This is a genomic window from Lentzea sp. NPDC004789 (assembly GCF_053601075.1).
Window position 1 is genome coordinate 37344 of the sequence record NZ_JBSGBE010000005.1, and the last position, 15598, is coordinate 52941.

Sequence of the window (15598 nt, forward strand, 5' to 3'; positions counted from 1 at the left end):
CGCCACTGGCACCGGCTGGTGTGGCGGCGGCACCTTTGACGCGCCCGGCGCCGCCCCCGGCGGCCGCGCCGAAGGCGAAGCCCGCCCAGGAGCAGAGTCACGCGTCGGCTGATGAGGAGCCGGTCGCGGAGACCTCGGCCGGTGACCTGTCGTCCGAGTCCGACTCGCCCCGGTCGCAGCCGCCGGTGCGCACGCCGGTCCTGCCGTCCCGTGATCTCCCGTCGTTCTTCCAGGACGGTGTGGCGCTCGGCACGATCGTTCCGGCCAATGTGGACGGTGGCGCGGAGATCGAGCGGGCGGTCGCCGACCTGCTTCCGCAGCGGCAGGGGGTCACGCCGCGCGGTGTCGACCAGATCGCGCCCGCGCTGAGCCAGAACTTCGAGTCGTTCCTGGGCGCCGGCCGGAACTTCCAGATCAGGGTCGGCAAGGACTGGTTCGAGGCGAACGTCAGGGCCACTCTCCGCTCCGGAGTCGAGAGCGAGTTCAGCCCGGCGACGAAGGTGGACTTCACCGCCCAGAGCGGCAGCTCCACCTCGCACACCGCGTCCCTGGCCACAGCGGGCGACGTGGGCGGTGCCGCCGGTGTGGGCATGGTCGTCGGCGCGCAGGGAACGCTGGCGGGAAAGGTCGCGCTGGCCCGGCCCGCGATCAGTGCGACGACCGGCACGTCCATCGCCGATCAGCGGATCATCCGGGGCGGCCAGCCGGCGTTCACCGCGAAGGTGCCCGTCGACTTCCAGGTCACGCTCACCGACGCGCGTGGTGGTCGCGTCGGCGCGTCCACTTCGTCGCAGCACCACGTGGACCTGCTGATCCCCGGTGATCTGGGTTCGATCACGCCGGCGGACCCGGACCTGCCGGCGGCGCGGCCGGAGCCGGGGTGGGCGGCGACGCTGGAGCACCCGGCGCCGGAGGCAGTCACCGGCGTCGACGTGGCGAAGGCGTTCGACGACATCGCGCGGCAGTTGCACCCCAGTGTCACGAAGCTGGGTGCGCCGGGTCGTGCGGCTTTGCAGGAGTTCCTGTCGCCGACGTCGATCCGGGACAACCTCGGGGCGGCGTTGAACGGCTGGGTGGTCTCGCCCGACCTCGGCAGTCCGCACGGAAGCCGCGGTGGCGTCGTCCGGATGCGGGCCGTGCCGCTGAGCGTCGAGTTGGTCGGCACCACGTCCTCGGTCAACATGCGGCTGCACGAGTCCGTGACCACGAGCACGGGTCTGAGCGCGGCGACCAGGAGCGGGTTCGACGTCGGCGTGTCCGTGGGCGGCGGTGCGACGGTGTCCGGCCACGAAGGCGGCACAGCGGGTCTCACGGCCGGCTTCTCCGCACGCACCACGGAGTCGTCGAGCGCGGGTACGAGCGCGACGGCGAAGACCGGTCTGCAGGTCAAGGGTGACCTGGGGTTGTACCGGACGGCGGTGCGGCTGGAGTTCGAGACGCAGCACGGGAACCAGCAGGGGACCACGATCTCGGCCGACGCCACGGCGTTCGTGCGGGTGGGCCTGCCCGAGGCGGCTGCGGCGGGTCTGCCGGTGCCGCCGGGCGCACCGACGAATCTCGCGACGCCGACGCCGGAGCCGAAGTTCCCGCCCCCGTTCCTGGCGAGTGCGGCGGCCGCCGGTGCGGTGAAGGTGGGTGCCTTCGCGCCGGCCGCCGAGGTGCAGAGCCAGGTCGAAGACGTGTTGCGGGGCCTTCCGGGGTTCGAGAAGTTCCTGCCGTCGTTCGCCGATCCGGCGAGTGATCCGCGCAGGGCGGGCAAGAACATGCAGGACCTCGCGGACCAGCTGGCGAACCAGCGGAAGCTGGCCGCGGAACTCTCGCCCACCGCGCTGAAGACGCAGATGGACAGTCTGCTCGGTGCGGGTGTGCAGGTGCAGTTGAAGCGGCAGGGCTTGGCCACCAACGACTTCGTGAACATCACCGTGAAGGCGCGGCTCACCGATCCGGTCCACCTCGGCCAGGCCGACGCGCGCAGCGTCCGGGGTTCGGCCGCCACCGCACCGAAGCTGGACAGCTCCACGGCCACCCAGAAGGGGTGGAGTGTCGGGGTCGAGGGCAAGGCCCTTTTCCCGGTGGCCGGCAGCAACACCACCGCGACGCCGACGCCTTCGGTGGGCGCGAAGTTCAGCAGCACCACGGTCACCAGGACGACTGCGGGCCCGACCGTCGGCACCAACCGGCTCACCGCGGGCAGTCCGAACTCCCAGCTGTTCCAGCACGACGTGACGTTCGAGGTGGAGGTCACGAAGTTCAGCCGCAACCGGGCGTGGGTCAAGCGCCTCACGCCGGGGTCGCCCTGGCTGCAGGTGCCGGAGCCGAAGACGGTGGCGAAGACCGGGATGAACCTGCCGGAGATCAGCGGCAAGGTCAACCTCTGGGTGTCCGACGGTGCCGCGATGTCGTCCGACCCGGCGCCGTTCGCGCCAGGTGCGGCGGCCGCACCGGTGATCATGACGAACCCGCCGACGATCCAGGGGTTGCTGACCGCGCCGAAGCCGCCGACGTGGCCGTTCCTGCACGTCGAGGCGGTCGCGAACACCGAAGCGGTGCGCGACGCGGCGCTCGCGGCGCTGAACCGCGCGGCCGGCGGTGACACCGCTCTCACCGTGCCCGGCACCGAAGCGCGGAACCGGATCGACAAGCTGTTCAGCCCGGAGAACATCAAGGCGAACCTGCCCGCGCTGGTGAGCAAGGGCATGGCCGACGGCGGCATGAAGTTCGGCCGCCGGATCGCGGACCGCACGGGCGCGGTCGGCATGGCCGTCGGCCTGAGCAACCCCAAGCTCGTGTCCATTTCGGACGAGATCGGCCTGGAAGGCGCGCACACCGGCGGTTTCAAGGCGGGGGAGAGCAAGACGGTCTCGCGTTCGGCGGACGTCGCGGCAGGTCTGAACACGCCGATGAGGCCGACGCAGGGTGCCATCGGCGCCGGCGCCCTCGGCGGGACCGCGAAGTGGACGCCGTGGTCGAAGACGCGCACGAAGGCCACCGAGACGAGCGGCACCGTCGATCGCAACAGGGTGACGCCCTCGTCCGGGCGGACCGTGCTGGTGCAGCTCGACGCGCAGGTGACCGTCGTCGGTGAGAGCCGTGCGAGCAACACCGTCCACAAGGGATCACCGAAGGCCGCCGGTTCCGTGGTTTCGTTGCCCGGCGGGGTTTTCGTCCGGGTCAGCGAGGACGTCGCGCGGGACATGGGCGTGCTGCCGTCGGTCGGCTCGGCCACGGCGCCGGTCGAGCAGGGCACGATGGCACCGCCGTCGACGTTGCGTCCTGGCGAGCCCGGTGCGTTGGGGCTGGGGCTGGTCGAGCAGGTGCCGGACCTGTCGGCTCTGGTGCCGCAGTTGCGGGACAACCTCGGCAAGCTCGGCAAGAACCTGATGCCGAAGTCGGTGCTGAACGACTCGATGAACAACCTGCAGCGGCTCACGGACCTGACGTCCGAAGCGAGCGTGAAGGCGCTGATCGACAGCGCGATGGACGGTGGCGTGCCGCTGCTCGTGCACGACCCCGGCGTCTTCGGCAAGGACACCTTCCAGGTCACGCTGAAGGCCACCCCCGGCACACCGGTGTTCGACGGCGCGGTCAACGACGGCGTCGAGATGGAGCACACCGCCACGGGCGTGCACGCGCTCTCCCGCACCAGGGGAGGCGGTACCGGCTGGGGAGCCGGTCTCAAGGTGCCCGGTTCGGCCGCGCCCAAGACCGGCACCCCGGACCTGTCGGCCAACGTCGGCGGCGCCGCGGCCGCGAACGCCGGTCAGGCGCACTCGCGGTCCACGACCGAGACCACCACGAACCAGCTCGGGCACCTGCGGATAGCCTCCGGTCCCGCTGCCCGCTTCACCGTGCCGGTGACGTTCGAGCTCGTGGTGGAGAAGGGCACCGAGGAGATCGGCCGGGCGACCAGCGGGCCCGTCGACATGTCCGTTCGCGTGCACGCGGACAACCAGAAGGCCACCGCTGCGGATCCGGCTCCGTTCGAGCCGAGGGCGACCACTCGGCCCGTGCAGGACGGCGCCGTCGAGACCGCACTGGAATGGCAGCGTTCACCGCGCGTCGATGCCGTGCCCGTGCAACTGCCTCCGTTGGCGTCGGTGGAGAGTTTGCGTGGTGCGCAGGCGTTGCAGGACGCGGCGATTCGGGCGTTGACGGCGGCCGGCGCCGGTCGCGGCATCACGGGCAAGGGCACTGGGGCGTTGAACGCGTTGCGCTCCGGTCTCGCCCTGGAGACGTTGCAGCCCAACCTGCCCGGCATGCTCGACGGGGCTTTCGAGGTGCCGGGCCTGCACGAGGCGGCGTTGACGAAGGGCCAGCACGCGAACGTCAAGGTGTTCGCCAAGCTGGTGAACCCGCGGCTGGAGGCGCTGAGCGACGGGGTGCAGGTGTGGAACATCCGCACGGCCGTCAGCGCCACGTCGAGCGAGGCGAAGCACAGCGACACGGGTGACGCGTCGTTGGCGTTCGCGCCCGGTGGTGTCTCGTCCACGGCGTACGGGCCCGGTGGCGTCAGGACGAAGAACCCGGATGTCGGATTCTCCACCGGTGGCCTCGAAACCCGGCACGCGCTGGACGACAGCAGCGCCGTGGCGGGCGGCACCTCGCACAACCCGGTCAACGTGATGAAGGCCGAGGGCCGGACCGGTCTGGTCGGCTTCGACGTCGAGTACCGCGTGGTGGCCGACCTCGGCAAGGGCCGGGTCGGCGTCGTCGACCTGAGCGTGCCGAACTCCGCCCAGGTGCGCATGTTCTCCACGGACGCCGAAGCCGCGCTGGGCAGGCCGTTGCCGGAGGACCTCGGTACGGCGCAGACCGGCGTGAAGGAGGCCGCGAAGGCGTGGCGTGCCGCGGAGGCCGCCGCCGACCAGGTCCGGCACTCCGCCCAGGCGAGGATCAACGACCTCGCTCCCCGGCTGGCCGCGGCCTCCGGCGACGTCGCCACCCGTGCCGGTGAGCTGCGGGCCGCTGAACAGGCGTTGGTCGACGCGTCGAGCCGCCTCGACACCGCACGCCGCACGCGGGCAGAGGCGGCGCAGGCGGTCGAGCGCGCGGAGACCGCGGTCGAGGAGGCCGCGAGCACCGTCCACAACAGCGCGTTCACGGCCGCGTTGGCCGAGCAGTCGGCGCTGGCGGCGCGCCTCGACGTGGACGAGGCGACAGCCCGTGAGCAGGAGGCCCGTGCACAGGCGAAGCCGAACCGGGAGGCCGTGTTCAGCGCGTCCGAGGCGCGGCAGCGAGCAGTGCGGGAGCATCTGGACGCGCTGACCGCCTCGGCGAGAGCGGCCGAGGTGGCGGCGAGGGCCAGGGACCTCCACACCGAGGTGGTCGACAACCTCGGCATCGCTCAGACCGGCCTCACGACCGCGGACGACGCCGTGCTCACCGCCGAGAACGATGTGCGGCAGGCCGAGACGGACCGCGACGCCGCGCAGACCGCGCACGTGCTGGCGGTGCGGACGGAGCAGAGCCTGCGAGCCGAGATCGAACAGGTCGAGGCCGAGGTGGAGCGGACGCGCGCGGAGGCGAGCCAGGCCCAGCAGGCGTGGTGGCAGGCCAAGACCGCGGTGGACCAGGAGGTGGAACGGTTCAACGCCACCCCGCCTCCCGCGGTCGCGCCGGAGTCCACGCCTGATTCACCCGCGCGGGAGTCCGCGCCGCCCACTCCCGAGTTGTCGATCGAACTGCCGCCGGGTGCCACCTCGTTGAGCATTCAGCACATGGGGCGGATCGAGGCGCTGGCCGAACGACTCGCGCTGCTGCAGACGTCCAGGCTCGCCGAGGGTCTTCCCGCACCGGTCGTCGAGATCACCGGCGAGCACGCCGCGCGCGTGGCGCAGGCGTTCTCGCAGTTCAGCACCGTCGAGATCCGGGTGGAGCCGGGACGAGCGAACGCCGCCGACCTCCACGTGCACCTCGACCCGATCGCGGAGGCCGGCCCCTCGCGGCCCGCGCCCGCCGTGGACGAGAAGAGGCCTGGAGCCGAGCCTTCGCCGCGGTCGCGGCCGGACGGTGACGCGCGGCAGGCGTTGCGGGCCATCGACGACGAGTCGTGGCGGCACAGCCCTGCGGCGACTGCGGAGTGGTTCGCCCCGAGCGATCCCGTTTCACCGGACATGTGGCAAAGCCGTCGTGAGGGTGCGCACGTGCGCACGGTGGACACGGTGGTTGCGGACGTGACCACGGACAGCACGCCGTCGAAGGTCCGTTCGTACCAGGGCCTCGTGAACTACGACCTGCGGCGGATCGAGACGAGCCCCGGGAAGTTCGTGCAGGACTACACCGTGAAGGTGTTCCTGAAGCCGGGTGCGGACGTCGGCCCCGCGGTGGTGGACCAGGTCAGGGCGAACGCCCGCGACGGCGTGAACTCGTTGCTGAACCAGGGCTTCCGGCTGCCGAGCGGTGACCAGTTCCACGTCAGCCTGGAGTTCACCGACAACCCGGCGGACGCGCACACCACGATCGAGGTCGGCCCCACCGGAACCGACCAGACGCACTGGAACCCGGACGCGACCCCGGCCGTGCTGGCCCACGAGACTTTGCACTACCTGGGTGTTCCGGACGAGTACCGCGATCCGTCGCGGGTGTTCCTGGAACGCGAGGGGCGGTCGGGTGTGCACACGGGTGACGGCGGCATGATGGGCGTGGACGTCCACCTGGCCGACGCGGGGCTGCGGCCGCGGCACCTGTGGTTGATCGAGCGGACGGCGAACAGCCAGGTGATGGTGCCCGACACCCGCCTGGACACGCCGGGTCCGGCCACCACCGCGGAGCCTCGCGCGGACAGCGCGCCGGACACCACCAGGCCTTCGCCGCAGGACGAACCGCCGGCGAAACGTGCTCGGGTGGAAGGCCCGGAGGCCGGGGGTCCGTCCGCCGAGGTGCGGTCGTTGTCGCTGGCGGAGGTGCCGGGCAGGCACAACCAGGCGTTCGCGGATCTGGCGGACGGCCCGGTCGAGCTGCCGTCGAGATCGAACTACCTCGCCCGCCTGGAGCACAGCGCCGAGTCGGGCCAGCCGGTTTCCTTCGTGGTCAACATGATCGTCGGTCATGGGCAGCTGGGTGAGCTGCCGGGCGTGATCGATGCGGCCATGCGGGATGCGGCGGATCTGGACGGCAAGGTCGTGTTCGTCATCGGTGTGAACACCCGCGCCGGGCAGGAACAGGCGTTGGAGTCCGCGCTGGAGCAGGCGAACGCGGTGATCGCAGGTCGTTCCGAGCCGATCGCGCTGGTGTCGTTGCCGCCGTTCTCCGGCAGTTTCCCGTACGGCGCGATGCGCAACGACACGATGGTGAGCCCGGCCAGCCAGTTCGCGGTCGGTGCGCTGATGAGCCGTGGCACGCATCCGTACTTCGCCGTCCAGGACTTCGACACGGGGTCGCGCGCGGTGGCGTCGGGCAAGCACGTCTTCGCCCACGTCGCGGAGTCGCTGCGGACCGACGGCACGGGCGCGAACCGGCCGCTGATGGTCAGTGGCGGCTACCGGGTCGGCGACCACGCCCAGTTGATCGCGGAGACCAACAGCCGGCTCGACAAGACGCAGGCGGGTGTCGACCGCAAGCTCGCGAAGATCGCGGAGGACCTGGGCGAACCGAGCCTGTCCACCAAGGAGAGGACGGCGCTGCAGAAGGAGAGGGACAAGCTCACCAAGGACCGCGCGACCCTGGACAAGGCCAGGACCGCGGTGAACAAGCCGGGCTTCGCCGAGAGGTTCGAGCAGGCGATCAAGGACGACATGGACGCGCGGCAGCGGCAGGCGCTGACGCATCCGATGTTGCCGTACACGCCGGAGCCGAACCTGTTCATCGACGCGGTGCCGCCGATCGTCGATCCGGAGGTGCGGTTCGGTGACGGTGCTGCGGAGTTCACTGGTCTGGGCAAGGCGCTGAACAGGTTCTTCGCCGATGAGGTCGTCGCGATCCACGACCGTTCCGGTGAGGATCCGGACGATGTGCGGTCGGCGATCGAGATCGATGCGCAGAACAGCCGCAACCGGCTGCGCGGTCCGGCGTTCGTGGCGGACTTCGTGGGTGGTGCGGTGGAAACCGATCTGTCGCGGATCGCGTTGGGTTTGGCGACGACGGGGAAGTTGCTGCAGTCGCACATCGCGTTGACGGGTGTGATGGACAGGTTCTTCGGTGCCGAGAACCCGCAGGCTGCGCGTGCGGCCAAGGGTGGTGCGAAGCTCGCGGACTTCCGCGACACGTTCGCGAAGCGGGATCCGGCGTCGCGCGAGCCGTTGCGGCCGGGGGAGTGGGACCTGAATGCGAACGACGTCGCGATGCTGGGCGGGGCCGCGCACAACACGTTGAACCTGGCGGTGTCGGCGCGGTTGCCGGGTGGGTTCGCGGATGTGACGGCGGGTGTCGCGCCGGAGCACAAGACGATCGCCGCGGTGAACCTGGCGATGTCGGCCAACGACAGTGCGGTGAAACGCGTGTTCGGTCAGCTGCACGACGTCGTGCTGCCGATCGCGCCGAATCCGAGGCCGGACGGCATGTTCCAGGCGGTGCACGACGCGGTGGGCAGGTCGGCGGGCGACTCCGCGGCGGACCTGCGGGCGAAGGTCACCGAGTTGCCGGTGAAGGCATCGGCCGCGATCACCAACGACATCGCGTACTTCCAGCAGGGGCACCCGTTCACCAACGGTGACCTCGTCAACGCCTTCGTCGAGCCGGGCCCGATCCCACCGCCGCCGGCCGTGCCGGGCGACGAGATGGAGGTCGACCCCGCGCCGGAGTCCGATGTGGACGTGGAGGCGGAGGACGCTCGGACGGCGGCGAACGCTCGTGATCTGGCGGGCCGGATGATCGCGACGCAGCTGAAGAAGCCGTTGGTGATCCACCACCCCGACGGGTCGATCACGACGCTGGATCCGTTCGGCAAGAAGCCCGCCAGGGCGCAACCCGTGCAGCTCGACGCGATCACTGGGCCGGACGGCAGGACCGCCTACCGGCCGCACGCCGCGCCCTCCGCACCAACGCGACCGGCTCCCGCGGCGGACGTCGCCGGCCCGAGCGCTGAGGTGCCGAGCGCTGAGGTGCCGGCCAGCGACGCGTCGTCGGAGAACGTCGTGCCGGACGACAGCGGGCCGGTGGCGGGCGGCCTTCCGTCGTTCTTCCAGGAGGGCGTGGCGTTGGGCACCATCGCCGCCGTCGAGGTGAACGGCGGCCCGCAGATCGCGCAGGCGGTCGCGGGCCTGTTGCCGCAGCGCGCGGGTGTGACCCCGCGTGGCGTGGATCAGATCGCGCCCGCGCTGAGCCAGAACTTCGAGTCGTTCCTGGGCAACGGCCGCAACTTCCAAATCAAGGTGGGAAAGGACTGGTTCGAGGCCGAGGTGACGGCCTCGCTGGGGGTCCGCACCGACAGCGACCTGCCCGTGCAGACGAAGATCGACTTCTCGGCGGTGATCGGCAACGCGACGTCGCAGACCGGAACCCTCGACACGGCCGGTGACGTGGGCGGTGCCGTCACGCTCGGGATGGCCGTCGGCGCGACGGGAACCGTGGCGGGCAAGGCCGCGCTCGCGCGTCCGGTCACGGGCATGACGACGGGCACCTCCACGACCGACCAGCGGGCGATTCGTTCCGGTGACGTGGCGTTCGGCGCGAAGGTCCCGGTGACGTACCGGGTCGCGCTGACCGACGCGCAGGGCAACCGGGTCGGTGCACCCGTCGAGGTGACGCACGAGGTGGGTCTCCAGATCCCCGGCGACCTGGTCTCGATCACGCCGGCTGATCCGGGCCTGACCGAGCGGCCGTGGACCGCGGCGCCGGAGCACCCGGCGCCCGAAGCGATCACGGATCTCGACGCCGCGAAGGCGTTCGAGGACATCGCGCGGCAGTTGCACCCCAGCATCACGAAGCTGGGAGCTCCTGGCCGGACGGCGTTGCGGGAGTTCCTGTCGCCGACGACGATTCGCGACAACCTGGGTGCGGCGTTGCGCGGCTGGGTGGTGTCGCCGGATCTGAGCAGTCCGCACGGCAGTCGCGGTGGTGTGGTCCGGATGCGGGCGGTGCCGTTGAGCGTCGAGCTCGTCGGTACCACGTCGTCGGTCAACATGCGGCTGCACGAGTCCGTGACCACGAGCACCGGGTTGAGCGCCGCGACGAGGAGCGGGTTCGACGCCGGCGTCACGATCGGCGGCGGAGCCACCGTGACGGGCGAGGTCGGTGGCGGGGCGAGTGTCAGTGCGGGTTACTCGGCGCGGACGACGGAGTCGTCGAGCGCGGGTACGAGCGCGACCGCCAAGACCGGTATCCAGATCAAGGGTGAGCTGGGGCTCTACCGGACGAAGATGCGGCTGGAGTTCGAGACGCCGCACGGCAGCACCATCCCGGTCACGGCGACCGGCTATCTGCGCGCGGGCATTCCGGAGGCGGCCGCGGCGAACCTGCCGGTGCCGCCGAACGCGGCGGCGAGCATCGCCACTCCCACTGCGGAGCCGAAGTTCCCGCCGCCGTATCTGGCCAGTGCGGTGGCGGCTGGTGCGGTGAAGGTGGGTGCGTTCGCACCGGCGGCCGAGGTGCAGAGCCAGGTCGAAGGCGTGTTGCGGGGCCTTCCGGGGTTCGAGAAGTTCCTGCCGTCGTTCGCCGACGCGGCGAGCGATCCGCGCAAGGCCGGCAAGAACATGCAGGACCTCGCCGACCAGGTGGCGAACCTCCGCAAGCTGACGGCCGAACTGTCGCCCACCGCGCTCCAGACCCAGATGGACAGTCTGCTGGGCGCCGGGGTGCAGGTGCAGCTGAAGCGCCAGGGGCTCGCCACCAACGACTTCGTCAACATCACGGTGAAGGCGCGGGTGACCAACCCGGTCCACCTCGGTCAGGCCGACGCACGCAGCGTGCGTGGTTCGGCTTCGGCCGGGCCGAAGCTGGACAGTGCGACGACCACCCAGAAGGGGTGGAGTGTCGGGGTCGAGGGCAAGGTGGTCATTCCTGCCGTTGACAAGAAGACGACGGCGACGCCGACGCCGTCGGTGGGGGCGAAGTACACCGGCACGACCGTGACGAAGACGGCGGCCGGGCCGACCGTCGGCATGACGAGGTTGACCGCTGGAAGCCCGAACGCGCAGTTGTTCCAGCACGACGTGACGTTCGAGGTGGAGGTCACGAAGTTCAGCCGGAACCGGGCGTGGGTGAAGCGGTTGACGCCGGGTTCGCCGTTCGTGCAGGTACCTGCGCCGAAGACGGTGGCGAAGACCGGCGTGAACCTGCCGGAGATCGGCGGCAAGGTGAATCTGTGGGTGTCGGACGGTTCGGCGTTGTCATCGGATCCGGCGGCGTTCGCGCCTGCCGCGCCCGCCGCACCGGTGGTGCTGGCGAATCCGCCGTCGATCCACGACCTGGTCACCGCGCCGAAGCCGCCGGCGTTGCCGTTCCTGCACGTCGAGGCCGTCGCGAACACCGAGGCGGTGCGTGACGCGGCGATCGCGGCGTTGAGCGCGAGCGGGGACACCGCGTTGACCGTGCCCGGTACGGAGGCGCGCAACCGGATCGACAAGCTCTTCAGCCCGGAGAACATCAAGGCGAACCTGCCCGCGCTGGTCGGCAAGGGCATCACCGAGGGCGGGTTGAAGTACGGCCGCCGGGTGGCCGACCGGGTCGGCGCGATCGGGGTGGCGATCGGGCTGAGCAACCCGAAGCTCGTGTCCATTTCGGACGATGTCGGCCTCGAAGCGGCTCACACGGGTGGTTTCAAGGCAGGGGACAGCAGGACGGACGCTCGCTCGGTCGACGTGACGGCCGGTTTGAACACGCCGATGCGGCCGACGAAGGGTGCCGTCGGGTCGACGGCGCTGGGCGCCACCGCGAAGTTGACCCCGTGGTCCAAGACGAAGACGACAGGCGCCGAGACCACCGGTGGCGTCGACCGGAACATGGTCGCGCCTTCTGCGGGCCGGACCGTGCTGGTGCAGCTGGACGCGCAGGTCACCGTGGTCGGTGAGAGTCGTGCGAGCAACACCGTCTACAAGGGATCACCCAAGGTCGCGGGTTCCGTGGTCACGTTGCCCGGCGGTGTTTTCGTCCGGGTGAGCGAGGACGCCGCGCGGGACATGGGGGTGCTGCCCGCGATCGAGAGCACGACCGCGCCGGTGGAGCAGGGTGCGTTGGCGCCGCCGTCGACGTTGCGCCCCGGCGAGCCCGGTGCGCTGGGACTCGGTCTGGTCGAGCGGGTGCCGGACCTGTCTGATCTGGTGCCGCAGCTGCGGCGGAACCTGGGCGGGCTCGGCAAGGATCTGCTGCCGAAGTCGGTTCTCGACGACTCGATGAACAACCTGCGGCGGCTGACCGATCTCACCTCGGACGCGAGTGTGAAGGCGCTGGTCGACAGTGCACTGGACGGCGGTGTTCCGTTGCTGGTGCACGATCCGGGTGTGTTCGGCAAGGACACGTACCAGGTCACGCTGAAGGCGACTCCCGGTACGCCCGTGTTCGAGGGAGCGGTGAACGACGGTGTCGAGATCGAGCACACCTCCACGGGCACGCAGGTGGTCACCCGGACGACCGGCGCCGGCACCGCGTGGGGCGTCGGGCTGAAGGTGCCCGGCGCGGCGTTGCCGAAGACCGGTGATCCGAACGTGTCCGCCAACGTCGGCGGGTCCGCGGCGGTGAACACCGGGCAGGCGCATTCGAGCTCCGCGACCGAGTCCACGACCAGGCAGCTGGGCCACACCCGCGCGGGTGCGGGGCCTGCCGCCCGGTACACGGTGCCGGTGACGTTCGAGCTGGTGGTGGAGAAGGGCACCGAGGAGATCGGGCGGGCGAGCAGCGGGCAGGTCGACATGACCGTCCGCGTGCACGCCGACAACCAGAAGATCACCGCGCCGGATGCACCGCCCTTCTCGGCGGACGCCACCACTCGGCCGGTCGAGGACGGCGAGCCGGCGAGCGCGCGGAACTGGCAGCAGACGTCCGCGAAGCTGCCGTCACTGGCCTCCGTCGAGAACCTGCGTGGCGCACAGGCGTTGCAGGACGCGGCGGTCCGGGCGCTGATCGATGCCGGCGCCAACACCGGGATCACGGGCAAGGGAACGGGTGCGATGAACGCACTGCGGTCCGGCCTGGCGCTGGAGTCGTTGCAGCCCAACCTTCCCGGCATGCTCGACGGTGCGTTCGAGGTGCCCGGTCTGCACGAGGCATCGCTCACCACGAGCCAGCACGCGCAGGTGAAGGTCTACGCGAAACTGGTCAACCCCAGGCTGGCGGCGCTGAGCGACGGCGTCTCGGTGTACAACGCGAAGTCCACCGTCAGCACGACGTCGAGCGAGGCCAAGCAGACCGAGACCGGCGACGTGTCGGTGGCGGTGGGAACCGGTGGCGTGACGTCGAAGAAGCCGGACATCGGGTTCTCCGCCGGTGGCGCGGAAATCCGGCACGCCGCCGAGGACTCCGCCGCGGTCTCCGGCGGCACCACGCACAACCCTGCCACGCTGTTCAAGACGGGCGGCCGCACCGGTCTGGTCAGCTACGACGTCGAGTACCGCGTCGTGGCCGACCTCGGCAAGGGCCGCAAGGGCGTCGTCGACCTGAAGGTGCCGGGATCGGCGCAGGTGCGCATGTTCGCGCCCGACGCCGAAGCCGCGCTGGGCAGGCCGTTGCCGGAGGACCTCGGCGCCGCGCAGACCGGGGTGCACGAGGCGGCGAAGGCGTGGCGCGAGGCCGAGATCGTCGCCGACCAGGCCCGGCACACCGCACAGACGACCATCAACGTCCTGGCACCTCGACTCGCTCAGGCGTCGGCGGACGTCGCCACGCGGGCGACCGAACTCGCCGCCGCGGAACAGAACGTCACCGACGCGACCACCCGGTTCGAAACCGCACAGCGGCAGCGAGACGAGGCCACGCAGGCGGTCGAACGGGCTCGGTTCGCCGTGGACGAGGCCGTGAACCTGGTGCACGGGAACGAGTTCACCGCCGCACTGTTCGAGCAGACCGCGCTGGCCGCGCAGCTCGACGTGGCGGAGGCGACGGCTCGTGAGCAGGCTGCCCGCCAGCGGGCAGGTCGTGATCAGTCCGCGGCCCGCGCCGAGGCGGAAGCGCGTCATCAGGCCGTGCAGGAACACGTGGCGGCCGTGGAGGCCGCGGCGCGGGCTGCCGAGCTGGCGGCCAGGTCGAGGGATCTCCACTCCGAGTTGGTGGCCGACCTCGGCACCGCTGCGGCGAACGAGGCGGCCGCACACGCGGCCGTGCTCGCCGCCGAGAACGACGTGCGGCAGGCCGAGATCGACCGGGATGCCGCGCGGCACAGGCACGACGAGGCGGTGCACGTTGAGCAGGACCTGCGGGCCGAGGTCTCGCGGGCCGAGGCCGAGGTCGAGCGGACTAGGGCGGAAGCGGGCCGGGCGCAGCAGGCGTGGTGGCAGGCCAAGGCGGCGGTCGACCAGGAGGTGGACCGCTTCAACGCCACGCCTCTTGTGCCGGAGCCCGGATCGCCGTCGGCGTCGTCCGCGGGTACGTCTGCGCCGCTGACGCCCACGTCAGTCGCGCCCGAGTCGCCTGAGGCCGCGCCGGCGTTGCCCGAACTGTCGATGGACCTGCCGCCAGGCAGCTCGTCCCTGACGTTCCAGCAGATCCTCGAGCTCGGAAGGATGGCCGAACGGCTCACCGAGGTGCAGTCGGCCCGCGCCGCTCAGGGCCTGCCGGCGCCGGTCGTCGAGATCACCGGCGACCACGCCGCCCACGTGGCCGAACTCCTCTCGCGCGAAGTCACGGTCGAGATCGAGGTGGCGCCGGGACGAGCGAACGCCGCCGACCTCCGCGTGCGCCTCGACCCCGTCGTGGACGTCTCGGCCGACACCGAACCCGATCCGCACACCGAAGCCTCCGCGCTGGACGACCAGCTCACGGCGTTGACCGCGGCAGCGATGGAGGACGCTCCGGCGTTGATGAGGTCCGTGCACGACGTGCTGGCGTCTGATCCGCGCCGGTTCGTCAACTCCGTCGCGGGCCTGAACCTGCTCCGGGCATCCGCGGTCCTGCACACCAGGACCGCCGAGATCGGCGACCTCATCGACCGGCACGGTGTCGATCACGTCGCGGACGCGTTCATCAGGCAGTTCGAACGTCCGATCATCGAGGCGGCTCAGCGCGAGGCGTTCGCCGACCTCGGCACCGAGACCGGCAGGGCGGCGTTCGGCAACTGGGCGCACCAGCTGTGGGACACGATCGAGAACCAGCGGCAGTTCACGGACGACCCGGACGCGCTCGCCGATCAGGTCTTCCACCACGACAAGGGGTACAACCGCGCCACCAACATCGCGCAGCAGGCGGCGCTCGCCGCGATCATGGGACCGCCGCCGCTCGCCGACGCCATCAGCCGGCGTCCTGTGCAGGGTGATGACGCGTCGGATCACGCGGCGTGGGTGTACCAGGTGTTCTCGGACGCGGGGCTCATCGCCGCCGACGGCACGGACACCGCGAACCGGTTCACCGAGCTCGTCCGGCAGAACCGCGCCGACCTCGAGACCCGCCTCGGCCCGCTGGACGACCAGCGCATCATCGACCTGCGGCAAGAGCTCGTCGACATGGTGATGCTCGACGACGACACCGAGTCGCTCCCGGTGGACGGCACGGAGTCGCTTCCGGTGGGCGACGCTGA

The 15598-nt window shown here is 71.0% G+C and carries 1 pseudogene; it reads left to right on the forward strand.

From position 1 onward, the window contains the following. Positions 1-35: 35 nt before the first annotated feature. Positions 36-15598: pseudogene (locus ACWEIJ_RS13145) on the forward strand (hypothetical protein); the annotation flags it as partial.